Below are 22,140 nucleotides of genomic sequence, written 5' to 3' on the forward strand. Positions count from 1 at the left end.
TCATGCGCGTGCTACGCGGGCTCGAACTCCTTGACGGCGTCGAGCGCGGCGCCCATGGCGGCGTTGCCCTCGCGTTCGATCATGATCTCCACCAGGACCGGGCGGCTGGTGCGCTCGGCCTCCTTGCGGGCCCATTCCAGGGACGTCCGGATCTCCCCGGGTTCGAGCACGCGGGTGCCCGAGCAGCCGTAGGCCTCCATGATCTTGACGTTGTCCGTGCCGTTCGAGTCGTAGTGGATGTCGACCTCGAAGTTCATGTCGTAGCCGGTCTCGGCCTGGCGGATCAGCCCGAGGTACTCGTTGTTGAGCATGATCAGCACGAACCCGACGTCGTACTGGGCGGCGACGGCCAGCTCCTCGACGAGGAACTGGAACGAGTAGTCGCCGACCACCCCGACGACTTCGGCTTCGGGCCGTGCCTTCTTCACGCCGATCGCGGCGGGGATCTCCCAGCCGAGCGGGCCGGCCTGGCCGCACACCTGGTAGTGCCGCGGCTTGTGCGCCGTCTGGAACTGGCCCGACCAGATCTGGTACAGCCCGATCGCCGTGACGAAGTACGTGTCCTCGCCGAAGGTTTCGTTGATCTCCTTGAAGACCCGCGGCGCCTTGATCGGCAGGGTGTCGAAGTCATCGCGGCGGGGAAGCGCTTCCTTCAGCTCCGCGATGCGCCCGACCCACTCCCGGCGCGGCTTCGTCTCGCGTGCGTCCAGCGCCGCCAGCAGCGCGTCGAGGAACTGCCGCGTGTCCGAGACGATCCCGAGGTCGGGCCCGAAGACCTTGCCCAGCTGGGTGGGCTCGATGTCGACGTGGATGAACTTCCGCTCACCGCGGTACACCGACAGCTCGCCGGTGTGCCGGTCGCCGAACCGCGCGCCCAGCGCCAGCACCAGATCCGACTCCAGGAAAGCCGCGTTCGCCCACCGCTGCGACGTCTGGATGCCGGCCATCCCGGCGAACAGCTCGTGGTCCTCGGGGAACGACCCCTTGCCCATGAGCGTCACCTGGACCGGGACGTCGAGCCGTTCCGCGGCGGCGCGCAGCTGCTCGCTCGCCTCGCCGAGGACGACCCCGCCGCCGGCCAGGATGATCGGGCGCTCGGCCGCCAGCAGCAGGTCCAGCGCGCGTTCCACCCGGGCCTGCGCCGGCTTCACGACGGTCACCGGCAGCGGTGAGTCGATCGACGAGTCCCACTCGATGTCCTGCTTCTGGACGTCGATCGGCAGGTCGATGAGCACCGGACCGGGCCGGCCCGAGCGGGCGATCCGGAAGGCTTCGCGGAAGATCCACGGCAGCTGCGCGGCCTCCTTGACCTGCACCGCCCACTTCGTCACCGGCTTGGCGATCTCGACGATGTCGACGGCCTGGAACGCCTCGGTGTGCAGCTTGTTCGAGGCGGCCTGGCCGGTGATGCAGATCATCGGGATCGAGTCGGCGTGCGCGGTGTAGAGCCCGGTGATCATGTTGGTCCCGGCCGGGCCGGACGTGCCGATGGCGACGCCGACGTTCCCGTTCGTCCTTGCCCAGCCGTCGGCCATGTGCGTCGCGCCTTCTTCGTGGCGGACGATCAGATGCTGGATCGCCCGACCTTGTAGGGCGTTATACAGCGGGAGGATCGCGGCGCCCGGGCAGCCGAAGACGGTGTCGACGCCTTCGCTCTCCAGGACGTCGACGACCGCCTGCATCGCGGGGATTCTGGGCATGTCACACCTCCGCCGGGACGCGGCCCGACAACTGTTCGACGACCTTCAGCAAGGCCGAGTGGTCCAGGGAGCCGTGGCCCATGGCGCGGCCGGCGGCGACGAGCTGGGCGACCAGCCCGGTGAGCGGGAGCGCGACGTCGGCCTGCCGGGCGGCGGCCAGCGCGATCCCCATGTCCTTGTGGTGCAGGTCGATCCGGAAGCCGGGCGCGAACTGGCGGTCCACCATGGACTTGCGCTTGAGCTCGAGGATCCGGCTGCCCGCGAGGCCGCCGGCGAGCACGTCGAGGCCGGTGGCGGCGTCCACACCGGACGCTTCGAGCAGCACGATCGCCTCGGCGACCAGGCCGTAGATCCCGCCCACGACGAGCTGGTTGGCGGCCTTCACGACCTGGCCGGCGCCGTGCGGGCCGACGTGCACGATCGTCTTGCCGAGCGCGTCGAGCACCGGCTTGGCCGCCTCGAAGTCGGCCTCGTCGCCACCGACCATGATGGACAGCGACGCCTGCTCGGCTCCGGCCTGCCCGCCGGACACGGGCGCGTCGAGCACGCGGATCTTCTTGTCCCGCGCGGCTTCCGCGACAGCGATCGACGTCTCGGGCCGGATGGTGCTCATGTCGATCAGGAGCGCGCCGGGCTCGGCGGCGTCCAGGACGCCGCCCGCGGCCAGCACGACCTCCTCGACCTGCGGGTGGTTCGGCAGCATCGTGATGACGACGTCCGCGCCGGCGACGGCGTCCGCGACGCTCGTCGCGGCGCGCCCGCCGGCGGCCGCCAGCTTCTCGCCGGCCGCGGCGTGCACGTCGAAGCCGCTGACGTCGTGCCCGGCCGCGACCAGGTGCGCGGCCATCGGGGCGCCCATCACGCCCAGTCCGATGAATCCCAGTTTCATGCTCGTCCCCTTCGGGTCTTCGGCAGCCAGTCCAGCGACGTGGCGGTGTCGGGTTCCGGGACGTACTCGATCCCGACGAACCCGGCGTAGCCGGCATCCTGCAGGTTCGCGAGGTGCCGGTCGATGTCCAGGGAGCCGGTGCCGGGCTGGTGCCGGCCGGGTGCGTCGGCGATCTGCACGTGCCCGATCCGGGAGATGTGCTTCGTCGCCAGCGCGTCCAGGTCGTCCCCGTTGACTGCCAGGTGGTACAGGTCGGCCAGCAGCCGTACGTTGTCGCGCCCGAGGTCGTCGAGCACGGCCACGGCGTCCGCGGCGGTCTTGAGCGGGTAGCGGTCCGCGCCGGAGAGCGGTTCGAGGACCAGTTGCGCGCCGATCCCCGCGGCGGCCTCGGCGGCCGTCGCGAGGTGGACGCGGGCGAGTTCGTCCTGCTTGGCGGGGTCTTCGCCGTCGAGCCGGTTGCCGTAGAGCGCGTTGAAGCTGCGGCACCCGGTGCGTTCGGCAATGCCGAGCGCGACGACGAGGCTGTCGGCGAACTCGGCCTCCCGGCCGATCCACGACACCAGCCCGCGCTCCCCCGCCGCCATGTCACCGGCGTAGAAGTTCAGCCCGCGCAACCGGACGCCGTCCAGGCTCTCGACGAAGGCGTCGACCTCGTCGCGCGCGGGGACCGCGGTGTCGAACGGCCACCAGTACTCGACGTCGGTGAACCCGGCCTCCCGCGCGGCGGCGGCCCGCTCGAGCAGCGGTACCTCCTTGAACAGGATCGACAGGTTGGCGACGTACGGCAGGGAGTGCCCTTCTTGTGGCATCGCGACCTCGAATTTCACTCTGCGGAATTTTTCTTTCGCATATCGAGAATAGCTGGTCCGCGGCCTCGGGGTCAACGGCCCGGGGACGACGAAGGCGCCGCGGCTCGACGAGCCACGGCGCCTTCGAGGCAAACTGGGTGCCGCTACCGGTTCTGGACGTGCTGCCAGCCGAAGCGGCCCTTGATGCAGAGGTTTCCGTGGGTCACCGAGCTGTCGTGCGGCGACGTCACCTTGACGATCTCGTTGTCCTGGACGTGCAGCGTCAGGGTGCAGCCGACGCCGCAGAACGTGCACACCGTCGTCGTCTCCTGCTGCCGTGACTCGTCCCAGGAACCGGCGGCGCGCTTGTCGTACTCTCGCTTGAAGCTCAGCGCCCCCGTCGGGCAGACCTCGACGCAGTTGCCGCAGTACACGCACGCGCTGTCCGGCAACGGGTTCGAGAACTCCGTCGAGATCCGCGCGTCGAACCCGCGCCCGGCCACGCTGATCGCGAACGAGTTCTGCCACTGGTCGCCGCACGCGTCGACGCACTTGTAGCAGAGGATGCACTTCCCGTAGTCCCGGACGTACAGCTCGTTGTCCACAATGGCCGGTTGCGCCACGGTCGCCGCGTCCGGACCGAACCGCGATGGGTCGGCACCCGCCGCCGCCATCCACTCCGCGACACCTGGGGTCGTCGAGAGGTCCGTCGCCGACGCCAGCAGTTCCAGAACGACCTTGCGGCTCGTGCGCGTCCGCTCGGAATCGGTGCGCACCACCATGCCCGGCTCGGCCTTGCGCGAGCACGACGGCACCAGCGTCCGCGAGCCTTCGACCTCGACCATGCAGACGCGGCAGGCGTTCGCCGGTTCGAGGGTGTCGCCGTAGCACAGCGTCGGGATCTCCTTGCCCGCCGCCGTGCACGCGTCGAGGATCGTCGATCCCTCGGGGACGCGCACCGTCGAGCCGTCCACTGTGAACTCGACCAGCCGACGGGGAATTCCGATGTCCACTCTGGTCATGGCTCCTCCACTGGGAAGCGCGTGTCGTCGCTGGTCACTGCAGTGCTCCCAACCGGTCGATGGCGGACTCGATGGCGTTCCACGCCGTCTGGCCCAGCCCGCAGATCGACGAGTCCCGCATGACCCCGCCCACCTCGCGCAGCAACGGCCGCTCCTCCGAACCGGCCTCGAGGACGCGCCGGATCGCCTCCTCCTGCCGCACGGTCCCGATCCGGCACGGGACGCACTGCCCGCACGACTCGTCGCGGAAGAACTCCGCGATCCGCAGTAGGAACCCGCCGAGGTCGGCCAGGTCGTCCAGCACCAGGACGACACCCGAGCCGAGGGTCGTCTTCGCCGCCCGCGCGTCCTCGAACGTGAGCGGCAGGTCCAGCTCGTCCGGCCGGACGAACCCGCCCGCGGCGCCGCCGAGGAGGATCGTGCGCAGCGAACGGCCCTCGCGCACTCCCCCGGCCAGCTCGACCAGCGAGCGCAGGGTCGTGCCGAACGGCACCTCGTAAACGCCCGGCCGTTCGACGTTGCCGGACAGGCAGAAGAGCTTCGGCCCGGCCGAGGCTTCGGTCCCGATCGACCGGTACGCGACCGCGCCTTCGGTGAGGATCAGCGGCACGTTGACCAGGGTCTCGACGTTGTTCACCACGGTCGGCTTGCCGAACAGGCCCTTTTCGACCGGGAACGGCGGCTTCGTGCGCGGTTCGCCGCGGAAGCCCTCGATCGAGTTGAAGATCGCGGTCTCCTCGCCGCAGATGTAGGCGCCCGCGCCGCGCCGGATCTCCATGTCGAACGAGAACCCCGCGTGGCCCATGATGTCCACGCCGAGGAACCCGCGTTCCCGGCAGACCGCCAAGGCGTTGCGCAGCAACCGCAGCGCCCGCGGGTACTCACCGCGCAGGTAGACGTAGCCCTGCCGGGCGCCGATCGCGAACGCGGCGATCGTCATCGCCTCGACCAGCGCGAACGGGTCGCCTTCGAGCAGCACGCGGTCCTTGAACGTGCCGGGCTCGCTCTCGTCGGCGTTGCACACCAGGTAGTGCGGCCCGGCGGGCTGCGCGGCGGTGGCCGCCCACTTCCGCCCGGTCGGGAACGCCGCGCCACCGCGGCCGAGCAAGCCGGAGTCGGTCACTTCGCGGATCACCGCGGCCTCGCCCATGCGCAGGGCGTTGCGCAGCGCGGCGTAGCCACCGGCCGCCCGGTAGTCGTCCAAACTGGACGGATCGACCACGCCGACCCGGCGCAGCAGCCGCAGTCCCGCCTTCTGGTGGATGACCGGCGGCGCACCGTCCGAAGCGGACGGACCCCGTCCCGCCGCCAACACGGCCGACGCGCCGGTCGCCGGGGCGAGCAGCTCGGTGGTGGCCGGGTCGCCGGCCTGGAACGTCAGCGCCGCGGGGGCTCGTTCGCAGACGCCGAGGCACGGGCTGCGCAGCCACGTGACCCCGCCGCGCGCCTTCCCCGCGGCGCCGACGTGCTCGGTGAGGACGTCGCACACGGTGTCCGCGCCCTTGAGCCGGCAGGCCAGGTCGGTGCACACGTGCACCACGCGTTCGGGGCGCTCCTCCAGCGCGAACAGCGAGTAGAAGCTGGCCACGCCGTAGGCCTCGGCCGGTGGCACGTGCAGCGCCTCGCAGATCAGGTTGAGCGCGCCCTGGCTGATCCAGCCGACCCGGTCGTTGACCGCGTGCAGCGCGGGCAGCAGCTGGTCGCGGCCACCGCCCTCGAAACCGGCGACCGCGTCCTGTTCCTCTCGCGACGCGACGGCGTCCAGGAGCTTGAGATCCACGTCAGACCGCCAGCTTCTCGACGCGGATGGCGGCGGCCTTGTACTCGGCGGTCCCGGCGATCGGGCAGGTAGCTTCGATGGTGATGACGTTGACGTCGACCTCGTCCGGGAAGTGGAACGTCATGAACGCCAGCCCGGGCTTCAGGCCCTTGTCGAGCCGCACCGGCGCGACGATCTCGCCGCGGCGCGAGGAGATCCGGACCAGCTCGTCGGGTTCGACGCCGAGCGAACGAGCGTCTTCCGGGCAGAGATCAAGGGTCTCGCCTTGCCGGAGCGGCGAGGGGAACCCGCCGGACTGGACGCCGGTGTTGTAGGAGTCCAGCCGCCGCCCGGTGGTCAGCCGGATGGGGAACTCCTCGGTGAGCAGGTCGACCGGCGGGCTGTGCTCGAGCACCGTGAACGGCGCCGGGCGGCCGCGCTCGGCCGGGTCCGCGGCCCACAGGCGGCCGTGCAGGAACGTCGGTTCGAGGGTGTCTTCGGAGTAGCACGGCCACTGGATGCCACCCAGCTCTTCCAGCCGCGCGTACGACATCCCGGCGTGCATCGGGGACAGCGAACGCAGCTCGTCCCAGACCTCTTCGCCGCCGGTGTAGTGCCAGTCGTGCCCGAGCCGGCGCGCCAGCTCCGAGAGCAGTTCGATGTCGTCGCGGGCGCCTTCCGGCGAGTCGAGGGCCTTGCGGACGCGCTGGACGCGGCGTTCGGAGTTGGTGAAGGTGCCGTCGCTCTCGCACCAGGCCGCCGACGCCGGCAGCACGACGTCGGCCAGCTGCGCGGTCTTGGTCAGGAAGATGTCCTGCACGATCAAGTGGTCCACATTGGACAGCCGCTTGATCGTGTGTTCGCAGTCCGCTTCGGACTGCACCGGGTTCTCGCCGATGATGTACACGCAGGTCAGGTCGCCGCGTTCCATCGCGTCGAGCATCTGGGTGAGGTTGAGGCCCTTGTGCGGCGGGATCGACGAGCCCCACGCGGCGTCGAACTTCGCCCGGACGCCGGCGTCGAGGACGTCCTGGAAGCCCGGCATCCGGTCCGGGATGGCGCCCATGTCGCCGCCGCCCTGGACGTTGTTCTGGCCGCGCAGCGGGTTCAGCCCGGCGCCGTAGCGGCCGACCTGACCGGCCAGCAGCGCGAGGTTGATCAGCGCGAGGACGTTGTCGGTCCCGTTGTGGTGCTCGGTGATGCCGAGCGTCCACGACAGCTGCCCGCGGTCGGCGCGGGCATAGGTGTGGGCGAGCTCGCGGATCAGCTCGGCCGGCACGCCGGTGGTCTTCTCGGCGACCTCCAGCGTCCACGGTTCGACCGACGCGGCGAACTCGGCGAAGCCTTCGGTGGCGCGCTCGATGAACGTCGTGTTGGCGAGTCCGGAGTGAATGATCTCGCGGGCGATCGCGTGGGCCAGCGGGATGTCGGTGCCGACCTCCAGCTGCAGCTGCCGGTGCGCCCAGCTCGCGGTGCTCGTCTGCCTCGGGTCGACGACGAAGAGCTTCGCTCCCTTGTGGACGGCCTTGAGCACGTGCTGGAAGAAGATCGGGTGCGCCTCGCGGGGGTTGCCGCCCCAGATGACGATGACGTCGGCGTCCTCGATCTCCTGGTACGACGACGTCCCGCCGCCGCTGTCGAACACCCGGGCCAGCCCGGCGACGCTCGGTGCGTGGCAGGTGCGGTTGCACGAGTCGACGTTGTTCGTGCCGATCACCGCGCGGGTGAACTTCTGGGCGACGAAGTTCATCTCGTTGGTCGCGCGGGCGCACGAGAACATCCCGAACGCCTCGGGCCCCTTGCTTTCGAGGGTCCGGCGGATCCCGGCGGCGGCCCGGTCGAGGGCCTCTTCCCAAGTAGCCGGCCGCAGCACGCCGGAGTCGCGCACCAGGGGCTGGGTGAGCCGCGCGTACGGCTCGGGGTTCCTGCGCTTCACGGGCACCTCCGGTTCAGTGCGCCCCGACGGGGACGGGCGGGTTGCTGGTGTGGTCGAGCAGCGAGATGGCGGCGTGGACGTGCCGCAGCGCCGGCGCGGGCACGCCGGTGAGGCCGGCCAGCTCCACGACCGCGCCGATGATCGCGTCGATCTCCAGGGGCTTGCCCGCTTCGAGGTCCTGCAGCATCGACGTCTTGTGGTGCCCGACGCGCCAGGCGCCGTCGATGCGCTTTTCGACCGAGACACCGGGGTCGCTGCCCGCCGCGCGGGCGATCGCGAGGGTCTCGGTCATCATCGTGGCGACGAGCGCGCGCGTGTCTTCGTGCTCGCACATCTGGGCCATGGTCGCCCGGGTCAGCGCCGAGAGCGGGTTGAAGGCGACGTTGCCCATCAGCTTGATCCAGATGTCGTCGCGCAGGCGTGGTTCGACCGGAGCCTTGAGGCCGCCGGCGATCATGGCCGCGCTCAACACCTTGCAGCGCGCGGAAATCTCGCCGTCCGGCTCGCCGAGGGAGAAGCGGGTGCCTTCCAGGTGCCGGATCACGCCCGGTTCCTCGATGACGGTGGAGCAGTAGACGACGCAGCCGATCGCGCGCCGCAGTTCGAGCACGGCGGTCACCGAGCCGCCCGGGTCGACGGTCTCGACCCGCCGGCCTTCGAGCGGATGTCCCTTCAGGCCGTGGAAGTACCACCACGGGATGCCGTTCTGCGCCGCCACGATCGCCGTCTCCGGGCCGAGCAGCGGGGCGAGCAGGGGCCCGCAGGAAGCGTAGGAGTTGGCTTTGAGGCCCAGGAACACGAAGTCCACTTCGCCGACTTCGGCCGGGTCGTCCGTCACGTGGGGATGAGCGGTGAAATCACCGCGTGGGCTGAGCACGCGGACGCCGTGCTCGCGCATCGCGGCGAGGTGGGCGCGCCGGGCGATCAGGTGCACCTCGGTCCCGCCGCGGTGCAGCGCGGCCCCGACGTAGGCACCGATCGCCCCGGCCCCGAGAACAGCCACCTTCATGATGTGCCTCCCTGGTCGCTCGATTGCATACAGTATCCTGGATCCGCTGATGAAACCAGGTTTTCGCGGCCGGGAGAGCGCGGGAAACTCCGACAGGGTGAGATTCTGGGATTTTGCATACCAAAACCTGTATCCTGAGCAGAGATCATCGCGTTCCTCTCCCCTTCCGAGGTGTCCCGTGAGCCAGCCCGCTTCGCCCCTCCCCGACCGCGGCCCGACCGGCCGCCGCACGGCCAAGGGCTCGCTCAGCTCGACCGCCGCCAAGCGCGTCGAACGGCCCGCGCCGCTGCGGCAGGTCGTCTACGAGGCCCTCGCCGAGCTGATCATCAACCGCACCCTCGAACCCGGGCAGCACCTGGTCGAGGCCGACCTGGCCGAGTACCTGGGCGTCAGCCGGCAGCCCGTCCGCGAAGCCCTGCAGCGGCTGCAGAGCGAAGGCTGGGTCGACCTCCGGCCCGCCCAGGGCGCGTTCGTGCACCTGCCCACCGACGAAGAGGCGGACCAGCTGCTGAGCGTCCGCGGTGTGCTGGAAGCGCACTCCGCGAAGCTCGCCGCCGGCCGGGCCACCCCCGCCGACGTGTTCCGCCTGTGGGAACTGCAGAAGGCGGGCGTCCGGGCGCTTGCCAAGCAGGACACCGAAGGCCTGGTGAGCGCCAACGCCGAGCTCCACGCGTTCATCACGGAGCTGTCCGGGAACGCCGTGCTCGCGGAGTTGATCGGCCTGGTCGACCGCCGGGTCCGCTGGTACTACACGCCGATCGCCCGGCCCCGCGGGCGCGACGCGTGGAACGAGCACGAGGAGCTGATCCAGGCCATCGCCGCCCAGAACGCCGACGACGCCGAGGCGATCATGGCCAAGCACACCGAACGGACCCGCCAGGCCTACCACGAACGTCCGGAAGCTCCCCGATCCTGATTTCGGCAGGACCGGGGAGCGGGATACCGGACTAGCCGCCGGCTGCGGCCGACGGCCGCGCCACCAGCTCGGTTTCGGCGAGCTGGTGGCGTGTCCGGCCGGGCTGGCGCAGGAACAGCGTCAGCACCGCGGACAGGAGCGCGATGCACCCGGCGAGGATGTACGCGCCGGTGTAGCCCCACGCGCTGATGACCCCCGCGGCGAGGCCGCCGCCGCCGACGCCACCGACTAGTTTCGCGCTGTAGACCAGGCCGTAGTTCGACGCGTTGTTGTTCTCGCCGAAGTAGTCCGGCACCAGCGCCGCGAACAGCGGGTAGAACGCGCCGCCGCCGAACCCGGTCAGGAACGCGAACACCATGAACAGCACCAGGTTGTGCGTGTTCCCGGCGTACAGCACGCCGAACTGCGCGCCGGCCGCGATCACCAGCACCAGCGTGAGCGTCTGCTTGCGCCCGAGCTTGTCCGACGCCCAGCCGACGACCGCGCGGCCGGTGCCGTTCACGATGGCCAGCACGCCGGCCGAGGAAGCCGCGACGAACGCGCCGAAGTGGCTTTCCTTGGCGAACGGCACCTGGAAGTTGATGCCGAACAGCGAGACGCCGCCGATGATCACCAGGCACACCCACATCAGCGGGAGCATGCCGGTCCGGATCGCCTCCATCGGCGTGAACTGGCGGACCGCCGGCGGGTTCTTGGCGAGGGTCGTCACCCCGGCCTTGCCCTTGGCCCACGTGAGCGGGTCGACCTCCTTCGGCCACCAGCTCTTCGGCGGGTCCTTGAACAGGAACCCGCAGACGCCGACGACGACCAGCATGTACAAGCCGATGCCGTCGAGCACCCCGGTGACGTTCTCGTGCCCGAGGAACGCGCTGAACAGGTAGATGAACGGCACCGAGCCGTAGGCGAACCCGCCGTTCACGAACCCGGTCCGCGCGCCGCGCTTCTCCGGGTACCACTTGCCGACCATGTTGATGCAGGTCGCGTACACGAGCCCGGCGCCGGTGCCGCCGAGGACCGAGTACCCGATGAACGCCAGCGTGAGGTTCCCGCTGTGCGCGATGGTGAAGTAGCCGATACCGCTGAACAGGGCACCGAAGAGCATAGCCGTCTTCGCCGAGACGACGTTGCGCTCCCGGAGCCGCCCGGCCGGGAACGCCACGCCGGCCTGGAACACCGCCCAGATGCTGGCCAGCCAGAACGCGTCCGACAGCGTCCAGCCGTACTTCTCTTCCAGCGTGCCTTCGACGGCGCCCCAGCCGTACTCGAACACGCTGACCGCCATCATGGCGATCCACGGCAGCCAGACCATCCAGCTGCGTGAGCGCCCCATGATGTCCTGCGGCGACTCGCCTACCCGGTAAACTCTTCCGTTCTGGTCAGTGATCTCCTGATACGTGGCTGCGGTCATGTGAGTTCTCCTTCGTCACCGTTGACTCAGGTTCAAAGCAGGCCCGCGGCCCGCGCCCAGCGGTACTTCGCGCCGAGCACGGCCACCGGCTTCTCGGTCGTGTACGGGTACGCGACGACGCCGCGGTCGTACAAATAGTCGCTCGCCTCCTCGACTTCGACGTCGCCGGACAGCGACGCGACAACAGGCTTGTATATCCCTTTCGCCCGGTACTCCTCGACCACTTCGGACACCAGTTCGGCGAACACCATCGGCGGGGTGACGATGGTGTGCCAGTAGCCCAGGATCAGGGCGTGGATGCGGTCGTCCTCGAGGCCCAGCGCGATGGTGTTGCGGTAGGTCGAGGGTGGCTCGCCGCCGGTGATGTCGACGGGGTTGCCGGCCGCGCCGAACGGCGGGATGAACTCCCGGAACGCCGTGTCGAGGTCCGGCGGGATCTCCATCAGGCTCAGCCCGTTGTCGACGCAGGCGTCCGACAGCAGCACGCCCGAACCGCCGGCGCCGGTGATGATGACGACGTTCTCGCCCCGCGGCGTCGGCAGCAGCGGTATGCCGCGGGCGTACTCGAGCATGTCGTTCAGCCCGGGCGCCCGGATGACCCCGCTCTGGCGGAGGACGTCGTCGTAGACCTTGTCGTCGCCGGCCAGCGCGCCGGTGTGCGAGCTGGCCGCCTTGGCCCCCTGCGACGTCCGGCCGGCCTTCAGCACGACGACCGGCTTGCGCTGCGAGACCCGCTTGGCCGTCTCCGCGAACGACCGGCCGTCCTTGAGGTCTTCGAGGTGCATCGCGACGAGCTGGGTGTTGTCGTCCTGCTCGAAGAAGGTGAGCAGGTCGTCCTCGTCGATGTCAGCTTTGTTGCCCACGCCGACGATCGAGGACACGCCCATCTTCGCCGAGCGGCTGAAGCCGAGGATCGCCATCCCGATCCCGCCGCTCTGGGACGACAGCGCCACGCCGCCCTTGACGTCATACGGTGTACAAAATGTCGCCGACAGGTTCTCCGGCGTGTAGTAGTAGCCGTAGATGTTGGGCCCCAGGACGCGCACGCCGTGCTTGCGCGCGATCGCGACGACCTCGTCCTGCAGCGCGATGTTGCCCGTCTCGCCGAAGCCGGACGGGATGAGGATCGCGCCCGCCACGCCCTTGCGGCCGGCCTCCTCCAGCGCCGCGGGGACGAACTTCGCCGGGATGGCGAAGACCGCGACGTCGACGTCCCCGGGGACGTCGGTGATGCTCGCGTAGGCCTTCCGGTCGAGGATCTCGGCGGCTTTGGGGTTGATCGGGTGGATCTCGCCCGCATAGCCGCCGTTGACCAGGTTCTTCATCACCGAGTTGCCGATCTTGCCGGCTTCGGCGGACGCGCCGATCACCGCGACCGACGCCGGTTTCATGATCCGGTTCATCGAGGCGAGAATCTCCTCCTGGGTGAACCGGACCGGTTCCTTCGCCGCGTCCGGGTCGACCAGGATGCGGACGTCGACCGCGGTGGCCCCGGTCGCGGTCGCGAGCACGGGGTTGAGGTCCACTTCGGCCAGCTGGGGGAAGTCGGCGACCAGCTGCCCGAGCCCGGTGATCACGGCGGCGAGCGCGTCCCGGTCGACCGGATCCGATCCGCGGACCCCGCGCAGGATTTCCGCCGCCTGGATACCGTCGATCATGGACAGCGCTTCCCCGGTGGTCGTCGGCGCGAGCCGGAAGGTGACGTCCTTGAGCACCTCCACCAGGACGCCGCCCAGGCCGAACGCGACCACCTTGCCGAACGTCGGGTCGGTGACCGAGCCGATGATCACCTCCTGCCCCTCGGTGAGCATCTGCTGCACCTGGACACCGACGATCCGCGCGCCGGCGTTGTACGCCTTCGCGTTCTCGACGATCTTCGTGAAGCCCGCCTTCACCGCGTCGGCGTCCCGCAGGCCGACGAGCACGCCGCCGGCCTCGGTCTTGTGCAGGATGTCCGGCGAGACGATCTTGAGCACCACCGGCAGCCCGATGGCTTCCGCGTGCGCCACGGCTTCCTCGGCCGTGGTCGCCAGCCGCTCGGCCGGAGTCGGGATACCGTAGGCCTCGCACACCGCACGCCCCTCGGGCGCGGTCAGCGAGGACCGTCCTTCGGCCGCCGCCTCGGCGAGGACCTTTTCGACCGCCGCGCGATCCCCCACGTCAGATCACCCCCGCCGCGCGGAACTTGTCCAGCTCGGCTTCGGTGTACCCGAGTTCGGTCAGTACCTCGTCGTTGTGCTCGCCGAGCAGCGGCGGCCGTTCGATCTCGACGGGCGAGTCGGACAGCTTCAGCGGGCAGCCGACGGTCTTGAAGCTGCCGCGCTCCGGGTGCGCCACCTCGACGACCGAGCCGAGCTCTTCGAGGGTCTCGTCCTCGATCAGCTCCTTGGTCGACAGGATCGGGCCGCACGGGATGTTGCAGGCGTTGAGCTGCTCCATCACTTCCCACTTGGTGTGCTTCTCGGTCCACTCCTCCACGAGGGCGAACATCTTGTCCAGTTTGGACAAACGGACCTCCGGCGTGGCCCACGCCGGGTCCTCGGCCAGCTCCTCCTTGCCGATCAGCCGCGCGAGCGGTGCCCACCCGGGTGGCTGGACGATCACGTAGATGAAGTCGTTCGGGCCGCCGGGCGCGCACTTGACCGCCCAGCCGGGCTGGCCGCCGCCGGAGGCGTTGCCCGACCGCGGCACCTCGTCGCCGAACTGGTCGTTCGGGTACTCCCCGAGCGGACCGTGGGCCAGCCGCTGCTGGTCGCGCAGCTTCACGCGGCACAGGTTGAGCACGGCGTCCTGCATCGCGACCTGGACGCGCTGGCCGCGGCCGGAGGAGGTCCGCTGGTACAGCGCGGCGAGGATGGCGGCCACCAGGTGGATGCCGGTGCCGGAGTCGCCGATCTGCGCGCCGGTCGCGGTCGGCGGCCCGTCCTCGAAGCCGGTCGTGCTCATCGCGCCGCCCATGGCCTGCGCGATCACTTCGTACGCCTTGAAGTCGGCGTAGCGGCCCGGCCCGAAGCCCTTGATGGAGGCGTAGATCAGCCGCGGGTTCAGCGCCGAGAGCTTGTCCCACGGGTAGCCGAACCGGTCGACGACCCCCGGGCCGAAGTTCTCCACGAGGATGTCCACTCCGGACACGAGCTTCTCGAAGACTTCCTTGCCCTCCTCGCTCTTCATGTTGAGCGTGATGCTGCGCTTGTTGGAGTTCAGCATCGTGAAGTAGAGGCTGTCGACGCCGGGCAGGTCGCGCAGCTGCCCGCGGGTGATGTCGCCCCGGCCGGGCGTCTCGAGCTTGATGACGTCCGCGCCGAGCCAGGCGAGCAGCTGCGTCGACGACGGACCGGACTGCACGTGCGTCATGTCGAGGACGCGCACGCCCTCCAGTGCCTTACCCATGCCTTGGCCTCCGCTCACTTGTACATGGTCTGGTTCATGGTTCCGGGGGCGTACACGTCGGGATCGACCCAGACGTTGATCAGCGACGGCTTCCCGGACTCCCGCGCGCGCAGCAGCGCCGGCCCGATGTCGGCCGGGTCGCGGACCTCTTCGCCGTACCCGCCGAGCATCCGCGCGAACTCGTCGTAGCGGACGTCGCCGAGGGTGTTGCCGACGCGCTCGCGCGGCAGGCCGTACTTCGCGGCCTGGCCGTAGCGGATCTGGTTCATCGACGAGTTGTTGCCGACGATCCCGACGAACGGCAGGTCGAACCGCACGAGCGTCTCGAAGTCCCAGCCGGTGAGGCTGAAGGCGCCGTCACCGAAGAGCGCGACGACCTCCTTGTCCGGGCGCGCGTGCTTGGCGGCCAGGACGAAGGGGATGCCGACGCCGAGCGTCCCGAGTGGACCGGGGTCCATCCAGTGGCCGGGCGACTTCGGCTGGACGACCTGGCCGGAGAACGTGACGATGTCGCCGCCGTCACCGATGTAGATCGAGTCCTCGGTGAGGAACTCGTTGATCTCGTGGACCAGCCGGTACGGGTGGATGGGGCTCGCGTCGGAGTGCTGCAGCGGCAGCCGCTTCTGCTTCGCCTTGTCCTCCACGGCCTGGAGCTCTTCGAGCCACGTCTTGCGCGCGACGGCGCCGTTGTCGCCACGGCCGGATGCGGCCTCGGCCACCGCGGCGAGGACCTGACCGGCGTCGCCGACGATGCCGAGGTCGACGTCGCGGTTCTTGCCGACGGTCCGGTAGTCGAGGTCGATCTGGACGACGGTCGCGTCCTTCGAGAGCCACTTGCCGTAGCCCATCCGGAAGTCGAAAGGCGTGCCGACGATGACGATCACGTCGGCGTTGTCGAAGGCGTAGCGGCGCGAAAGCTGGAAGTGGTGCGGGTCGCCCGGCGGCAGCGCGCCGCGGCCGGCGCCGTTCATGTACGCCGGGATGTTGAGCGTGCGCACGAGGTCGACGGCCGGCTCGGTGGCCCGCGTGGTCCAGACCTGGCTGCCGAGCAGGATCGCGGGCTTCTTCGCGTGCACCAGCAGGTCGGCCAGCTTTTCGACGTCGGCGGGGTCGCCGGCGTTCTTCGTCGACGCGCGGTAGCGGCCCGCTCCGGGGATGCGGGCCTGGTCCAGGGGCACGCGCGCATCGAGGACGTCACGCGGGATCTCCAGGAACGACGGCCCGGGCGCGCCGGCGTAGGCCTCGCGGAAGGCCATGCTCACCAAGTCCGCGACGCGCGCGGTGTGCGGCACGGTGGCGGCGAACTTGGTGATCGGCGTCATCATGTCCACGTGCGGGAGGTCCTGCAGGGACCCCATCTTGTGCTGGGTGAGCGCGCCCTGGCCGCCGATCAGCAGCATGGGGCTCTCCGCGCGCAACGCGTTCGCGACGCCGGTGACGGCGTCGGTCGTGCCCGGTCCGGCGGTGACCACCGCGCAGCCGGGCTTGCCGGTGATCCGCGCGTAGCCGTCGGCCGCGTGCGCCGCGACCTGCTCGTGCCGGACGTCGATGACCTGGATGCCTTCGTCGACGCAGCCGTCGTAGATGTCGATGATGTGGCCACCGCAGAGCGTGAAGATCGTGTCGACCCCTTCGGCCTTCAGCGCCTTCGCCACGAGGTGGCCGCCCGAGATTTCGGCGGGCGCGGGCTCGGCGCCGTTCGTCGCCGCGGCACTCTCCCCCGCGGTGGTGCCGGTCGTTGTCAGCGCCATTGCTCAACTCCTCTGGTCCGCCGCCGGATCTCTCTTGTCCGGCGGTGCGTACTCCGGTTCGCTGGTCGCCGCTGTCGGCGTCCGTCGAGGTCAGCGGCCTCTTCGTGGCAGACTGTAGATTGCATACCGTATGGGGTAGGCATATAGTCACTCTTCAAGCAGCCCGTGTCCAGGGCCATCCGCAGGGTTTTTCCCGGGCCTCGATCCCGCCCCCGCGGACCACCACTCCACGCCCTTGCCCTGCCCCGCCACGGAAAGGACGCCCCCTCATGGAGCTCTTCGAACACGAAGCGCGTGACCTCTTCGAGAAGCACGGCGTGCCCGTCCCCCGCGGCCGGGTCGCCGCCGATCCCGCCGCCGCCCGGGCCGCGGCGGCGGCCCTCGGCGGCCCGGTGGTGGTCAAGGCTCAGGTGAAGACCGGCGGCCGCGGTAAGGCGGGCGGCGTCCGGGTCGTGTCCACGGCCGACGACGCCGAACAGGCCGCCGACGACATCCTCGGCATGGACATCAAGGGCCACACCGTGCACCGCGTGCTGGTGACCGAGGCCAGCGAGATCGCCGAGGAGTACTACCTGTCCTTCTTGCTGGACCGCGCCGGGCGCACGTTCCTCGCCATGGTGTCGACCGAAGGCGGGATGGAGATCGAGGAGGTCGCGGCGACCCGGCCGGACGCCCTGGTCCGCGTTCCGGTCGACCCGCTCGTGGGCGTCGACGCGGCCGCGGTGGCCGCCGCGTTCCCCGCCGACGTCCGCGGCGAGGTCGCCGGTGTCGTCGAGAAGCTGTGGGACGTGTTCGTCGCCGAGGACTGCACCCTGGTCGAAGTGAACCCCCTCGCCAGCACGTCGACCGGGATCGTCGCCCTGGACGGCAAGATCACCCTCGACGACAACGCGTTCTTCCGCCGTTCCGCGTCGTTCGACGACACCGCGGACGGCGATCCCCTGGAACGGGAAGCGCGGTCGAAGAACCTCAACTACGTCAAGCTCGACGGCGACATCGGCGTCATCGGCAACGGCGCCGGCCTGGTCATGTCCACTTTGGACGTCGTCGCGGCGGCCGCGGCGGAGGCCGGTGCGCGCGGCCCGGCGAACTTCCTCGACATCGGCGGGGGCGCGTCGGCGCAGGTGATGGTCGACGGGCTGTCCGTGATCCTCGGCGACCCGCAGGTGCGCAGCGTGTTCGTCAACGTCTTCGGCGGCATCACCGCGTGCGACGCCGTCGCGACCGGGATCGTCCGGTCGCTGGGGATCCTGGGTTCCCGCGCCACCAAGCCCCTGGTGGTCCGCCTCGACGGCAACAACGTCACCGAAGGCCGGCGGATCCTCGCCGACGCCGCCCACCCCCTGGTCACCGTGGTGGCCACCATGGACGACGCCGCCCGCGAGGCGGCGAAGCTCGCGATCGCGGAGGTCTGAGCCGTGGCCATCTTCCTGGACGAGACCAGCCGGATCGTCGTCTCCGGCATCACCGGTTCCGAAGGCGCCAAGCACACGCGCCGGATGCTGGCCGCCGGCACCAACGTCGTCGGCGGCGTGAACCCGCGCAAAGCCGGGCAGCGGGTGGAGATTTCCGGTCGTTCGCTGCCCGTGTTCGGCAGTGTCGCGGAGTCGATGGCGTCGACCGGCGCCGACGTCTGCGTGCTGTTCGTGCCGCCGCCGTTCGTCGCCGACGCGGTGATCGAGGCCGTCGACGCGGGGATCGGGCTCGCGGTGGTGATCACCGAGGGCGTCCCGGTGCACGACAGCGCCCGGCTGTGGTCCCACGCCGTCGCGGCGGGTGGGCGCACCCGGATCATCGGGCCGAACTGCCCCGGCATCATCTCCCCCGGCAAGTCCAACGCGGGCATCATCCCGGCCGACATCACCGGCCCGGGCCGGATCGGGCTGGTGTCCAAGTCAGGCACGCTGACCTACCAGCTCATGCACGAGCTGCGCGACATCGGGTTCTCCACGTGCGTCGGCATCGGTGGCGACCCGATCATCGGCACGACGCACATCGACGCCGTCGAAGCGTTCGAAAAGGACCCGGAGACGGACCTGATCGTGCTGATCGGCGAAATCGGCGGCGACGCGGAGGAACGGGCGGCGGAGTTCGTGCGGGCCAACGTGTCGAAGCCGGTCGTCGGGTACGTCGCGGGTTTCACGGCCCCGGAGGGCAAGACGATGGGCCACGCGGGCGCGATCGTCTCGGGCTCGGCGGGGACGGCGGCGGCGAAGAAGGAGGCGCTGGAAGCGGCGGGCATCCGGGTCGGCCGCACCCCGAGCGGGACGGCGGCACTGGTCCGCGAAGTGCTCGGCTGATGGAGCTGCGCCAGCTGGCGGTGGTGGTGGCGGTCGCCGAGGAGGGCGGCTTCACGGCGGCCGCCCACCGGCTGCGGACGGTCCAGTCGACGGTGTCCACAGTGGTCCGCGCGCTTGAGCGCGACCTGGGGACACCGTTGTTCCACCGCACGACGCACCGGGTGGAGCTGACGCCCGCCGGCGAGGCGTTCCTGCCCGCCGCGCGGGCGGCCCTGGAGGCGGCCGCCCGAGCGCGCGCGGCCGTCTCGCCGGTGAGCGGCCGGGTCCGGCTGGGCGTGTGCCCGGGGTTACTGGCGGACTGGCACCGGGCGCTGGCGGCGCTGCGGCACGTGCACCCGGGACTGGCGGTGGAGGTTCGGCAGGTCCCGGCTTGCGATGGGCTCGGGGCGGTGACGGAGTCCACAGTGGACGTCGTGCTGGCGGTGGTCGCGGCTCTCGGGCCGTCTGGCTGCTCGCGGGGTGACGAATCAGCCGCACCCGGGCTGGCTACCACGCTCCTCGCGTGCGAGGAACTCGTCCTCGCCACCGCGCCCGGCGGGTCGCCGTCGGCGCCCGCCGATCTGTCGGAGCTGTCCCTTGTGGACTTCCCGCCCGGCTGGGCCGTCCGGGAGGCCGTCGACCGCGCCTTCCCCGGCCGCCGGCTCTCACTCGAGGTCGACGATCTCGCCGTGGCCGCCGGGCTGCTGCGGGCCGGGCTCGCCGCCTGCGTGCTGCCCTCCTCGGCCGCCGCGCGGTTCCCCGATCTGACCGTCCGCCGGTTCGACCGGCCGCCGCCCTGGCAGCTCGGTGCCGTGCACCGGGCCGACGTCTCTCCCGCCGTCGCCGCGGTGCTCGGTCAGCTCGGCTGAAGGCCCAGCCGGTCGGGTCGCGTGTAGACGTTCATCGACGTGCCCCGCAGGAACCCCACCAGCGTCAGCCCCAGTTCGGCCGCCAGGTCCACCGCCAGCGACGACGGCGCGGAAACCGCCGCCAGCAACGGGATCCCGGCCATCACCGCCTTCTGCACGAGCTCGAACGAGGCCCGTCCGCTCACCATCAGCGCCGTCCCCGACAGCGGCAGCCGGCCGTCGCGGGTCGCCCAGCCGACCACCTTGTCCACCGCGTTGTGCCGGCCGACGTCCTCGCGCAGGCACAGCAGCTTGCCGTCGGCGTCGAACAGCCTCGCCGCGTGCAGGCCGCCCGTCCGGTCGAACACCCGTTGCGCCGCACGAAGTTCGTCGGGCAGCCCGGCCAGCGTCGCCGGGTCGGTGCGGAACGGGTCCGCGGCCACCGGCCACGTCACCGTCGTCCGGACCGCGTCCAAGCTCGCCTTGCCGCACAGCCCGCACGACGACGTCGTGTAGAAGTTCCGCTCCACCGACGCGTCCGGCGGCGCGACACCGGGCGCGAGCACGACGTCGAGGATGTTGTAGGTGTTGCCGCCGTCGGCCGTGGCGCCGGCGCAGTAGCGGATCGAGTGGATCTCCGTGGCCGCCCGCACCACGCCTTCGCCGACCAGGAAGCCGGCGGCGAGGTCGAAGTCGTCGCCCGGGGTGCGCATCGTGATGGACAGCGCTTTCCCGGCCACCCGGATCTCGAGGGGTTCTTCGACGGTCAGCGTGTCCGGCCGCGCGGTGGGCACGCCGTCGTGAACCCTCAGCACCCGGCGCCGGCTCGTCATCCACCCCACGTCAGGCCGCCGGCAGCAGCGACTTCGGGCGGCCCGGCTGGGTCAGCCGTCCGGAGAGCACCGCGCCGGCCAGGCTCAGCACGCCCGCCGCCGCGAAGGCGCCGACGAACCCCTGCGACGTCACGACGAGCGCGGCGAGCCCGATCCCGACCACCGCGCCGACGGCCTTGGCGGAGTAGAGGATCCCGAAGTTCTGCGCGGCCGATTCCTCACCGAAGTACTCGCGCACCAGGCCGACCAGCAGTGTGTAGCAGCAGCCGTTGCCGAACCCGGCGAGCGCGACACCCAGCAGTAGCCCGACGGCGTGCCGGTGCTCGCCCGAGTAGAAGAGGACGAACTGGGCGACACCGCCCGCGAGCAGCGCGAACCGCAGGATCCGGTGCCGGCCGAGCCGGCCGGCGAGCCGTCCGATGAGCACCCGCCCGCTGCCGGTGGCCGCGGCGAGCAGCGCCAGCGCGGCCGCGGCGAGCCCGGGCCCGCTGCGCTCGGCGACGAACGTCGCGAGGTAAGCGAGGTCGAACAGCAGCACGGCGGCCGCGAGCACGACGACCAGGTAGAGCGCGAGCGTCGTCCCACACCGGAACAGCTCGGCCGGCCGGTAGTGGCGGACGGCCGGGCGCCGGTTGTGCGCGCGGTCGAGGGCCCACGCGCGCGGCTCGGGCGTAGCGGGCCACCAGTGCCGCGGCGGGTACCGCAGCAGCAGTGCGCACCCGGCGATCACGACGAGGACGACGGCCGCGGTGACGTCGAGGAGCACCGGCCGCGCGGCCGGCAGGGCGGCGGCGAGCACGACGAACGGCACGCTGCCGTAGGCGAACGCGCCGCTCACGACGCCCGCGCTGGGCGCGGTGCGGTCCGGGAACCAGGCCAGCACGGCGCCTACGCAGGTCGCGTAGACGAGGCCGGTGCCGAGCCCGCCGAGGACGGAGTAGCCGAGGAAGACGGTGAGCAGGCTGCTCGCGTGGCCGAGCGTCACGAGCCCGGCAGCGCAGAGCACGGCGCCGGCGGCCATCGCCGCGCGTGCGGGGAGCAGGCCGCGTTCGCGCAGCCACGCCGTCGGAAAAGCGGCCCCGGCCTGGCAGATCGCCCAGACCGCGAGCGAGAGCGCGATGGGGCCGAACGTCCAGCCGTGCGCCCGGGTCAGCGCGGGGACGAGCGCGCCGAAGCCGTACTGCTGCACCCCGGCGGCCAGCATCGCCGCCGCGGCCAGCCAGGTGATCCACGTCCGCGGCCGGCCGAGCAGCTCCCGGTCGGACTCGCCGACGCGGTACCGCCGTCCGTAGACGTCCCGGAGCTCGCGGACCTCGGCCATCGTGACCACCTCGTCCTCGACTGAAGATTGTATGCAGTATGGAGTAGTCCGAGTGTGCGCTCGACGGGCTCGAATGTCCAGGGGAAAGCGCTTCGCGGCGGAGAGGCCCGAGAGGGCGAGAAGTAAGGCGGCCCGGTGGCCATCGAGGGAGGAGGCGGCCACCGGACCGTGCTCCGGCGCGGTACCGGCCGCGCGGAGCACTGACAGTCTGGCGATCGGAGCCACCCTCCGACAAGCTTTACCGGCCGGGAAATGTCCGCGCGCCGCGGCTTCGTCGCGCCAGGTCGACGG

General features: G+C 70.8%; 17 protein-coding genes. 4 read left to right on the forward strand and 13 right to left on the reverse strand.

The window, feature by feature from the left end; all coding sequences use genetic code 11:
• Positions 1-11: 11 nt before the first annotated feature.
• The 7 genes from gcl to ACZ7OH_RS07955 all read right to left on the reverse strand — a co-directional run bounded on the left by gcl (position 12) and on the right by ACZ7OH_RS07955 (position 9,103).
• Complete coding sequence (gcl, locus tag ACZ7OH_RS07925; protein ID WP_470280157.1) at positions 12-1,700, reverse strand: glyoxylate carboligase; 1,689 nt, start codon at positions 1,698-1,700, stop codon at positions 12-14.
• Between the two features lies 1 nt (position 1,701).
• Positions 1,702-2,589, reverse strand: coding sequence for a 2-hydroxy-3-oxopropionate reductase (locus ACZ7OH_RS07930; RefSeq protein WP_470280158.1), 888 nt, complete (start codon positions 2,587-2,589; stop codon positions 1,702-1,704).
• Positions 2,586-3,398, reverse strand: a complete 813-nt coding sequence (locus ACZ7OH_RS07935) for a hydroxypyruvate isomerase family protein (RefSeq protein ID WP_470280321.1) — start codon at positions 3,396-3,398, stop codon at positions 2,586-2,588. The genes ACZ7OH_RS07930 and ACZ7OH_RS07935 overlap by 4 nt, the downstream gene beginning before the upstream one ends.
• A 143-nt stretch (positions 3,399-3,541) precedes the next feature.
• Positions 3,542-4,399, reverse strand: a complete 858-nt coding sequence (locus ACZ7OH_RS07940) for a 2Fe-2S iron-sulfur cluster-binding protein (RefSeq protein WP_470280159.1) — start codon at positions 4,397-4,399, stop codon at positions 3,542-3,544.
• A gap of 34 nt (positions 4,400-4,433) precedes the next feature.
• A complete protein-coding gene (locus ACZ7OH_RS07945) occupies positions 4,434-6,179 on the reverse strand; it encodes an NAD(P)H-dependent oxidoreductase subunit E (protein ID WP_470280160.1) in 1,746 nt (581 codons plus the stop codon).
• Between the two features lies 1 nt (position 6,180).
• Positions 6,181-8,094, reverse strand: coding sequence for a molybdopterin oxidoreductase family protein (locus tag ACZ7OH_RS07950; RefSeq protein WP_470280161.1), 1,914 nt, complete (start codon positions 8,092-8,094; stop codon positions 6,181-6,183).
• 13 nt (positions 8,095-8,107) lie between these two features.
• Positions 8,108-9,103, reverse strand: coding sequence for a 2-dehydropantoate 2-reductase (locus tag ACZ7OH_RS07955; RefSeq protein ID WP_470280162.1), 996 nt, complete (start codon positions 9,101-9,103; stop codon positions 8,108-8,110).
• Positions 9,104-9,281: 178 nt separating this feature from the next.
• Between ACZ7OH_RS07955 and ACZ7OH_RS07960 the strand changes: the two genes are divergently transcribed.
• Positions 9,282-10,019, forward strand: a complete 738-nt coding sequence (locus ACZ7OH_RS07960) for a GntR family transcriptional regulator (RefSeq protein WP_470280163.1) — start codon at positions 9,282-9,284, stop codon at positions 10,017-10,019.
• A 31-nt stretch (positions 10,020-10,050) separates the two neighbouring features.
• Here the strand turns inward: ACZ7OH_RS07960 and ACZ7OH_RS07965 are convergent, their stop codons facing one another.
• Genes ACZ7OH_RS07965 through ACZ7OH_RS07980 form a run of 4 tightly spaced genes read right to left on the reverse strand, consistent with a single transcriptional unit; the run spans position 10,051 to position 16,568 of the window.
• Positions 10,051-11,427: an OFA family MFS transporter gene (locus ACZ7OH_RS07965; RefSeq protein WP_400906750.1), complete on the reverse strand. Its 1,377-nt coding sequence runs from the start codon at positions 11,425-11,427 to the stop codon at positions 10,051-10,053.
• A gap of 32 nt (positions 11,428-11,459) precedes the next feature.
• Entirely contained in the window at positions 11,460-13,586 is a 2,127-nt protein-coding gene (locus tag ACZ7OH_RS07970; RefSeq protein WP_470280164.1) for an acetate--CoA ligase family protein, read from the reverse strand.
• Between the two features lies 1 nt (position 13,587).
• Positions 13,588-14,817, reverse strand: coding sequence for a formyl-CoA transferase (gene frc, locus ACZ7OH_RS07975; RefSeq protein ID WP_470280165.1), 1,230 nt, complete (start codon positions 14,815-14,817; stop codon positions 13,588-13,590).
• A 14-nt stretch (positions 14,818-14,831) separates the two neighbouring features.
• Positions 14,832-16,568, reverse strand: coding sequence for a thiamine pyrophosphate-binding protein (locus tag ACZ7OH_RS07980; protein ID WP_470280166.1), 1,737 nt, complete (start codon positions 16,566-16,568; stop codon positions 14,832-14,834).
• A gap of 269 nt (positions 16,569-16,837) precedes the next feature.
• Between ACZ7OH_RS07980 and sucC the strand changes: the two genes are divergently transcribed.
• The 3 genes from sucC to ACZ7OH_RS07995 are packed head-to-tail and all read left to right on the forward strand — an operon-like array spanning position 16,838 to position 19,716.
• Entirely contained in the window at positions 16,838-17,983 is a 1,146-nt protein-coding gene (gene sucC, locus ACZ7OH_RS07985; protein ID WP_470280167.1) for an ADP-forming succinate--CoA ligase subunit beta, read from the forward strand.
• A 3-nt stretch (positions 17,984-17,986) separates the two neighbouring features.
• Positions 17,987-18,868 carry a succinate--CoA ligase subunit alpha gene (gene sucD / locus ACZ7OH_RS07990; RefSeq protein ID WP_470280168.1) on the forward strand — a complete coding sequence of 294 codons (882 nt, stop codon included), beginning with the start codon at positions 17,987-17,989 and terminating at the stop codon, positions 18,866-18,868.
• Complete coding sequence (locus ACZ7OH_RS07995; RefSeq protein WP_470280169.1) at positions 18,868-19,716, forward strand: LysR family transcriptional regulator; 849 nt, start codon at positions 18,868-18,870, stop codon at positions 19,714-19,716. The genes sucD and ACZ7OH_RS07995 overlap by 1 nt, the downstream gene beginning before the upstream one ends.
• Here ACZ7OH_RS07995 and fdhD read toward each other — a convergent pair.
• Both fdhD and ACZ7OH_RS08005 read right to left on the reverse strand, forming a co-directional pair.
• A complete protein-coding gene (gene fdhD / locus ACZ7OH_RS08000) occupies positions 19,704-20,537 on the reverse strand; it encodes a formate dehydrogenase accessory sulfurtransferase FdhD (RefSeq protein ID WP_470280170.1) in 834 nt (277 codons plus the stop codon). The two genes, ACZ7OH_RS07995 and fdhD, sit on opposite strands and share 13 nt — an antisense overlap.
• A gap of 1 nt (position 20,538) precedes the next feature.
• A complete protein-coding gene (locus ACZ7OH_RS08005) occupies positions 20,539-21,849 on the reverse strand; it encodes an OFA family MFS transporter (RefSeq protein WP_470280171.1) in 1,311 nt (436 codons plus the stop codon).
• Positions 21,850-22,140 lie beyond the last annotated feature (291 nt).

The organism is Amycolatopsis sp. NPDC114478 (assembly GCF_055633805.1).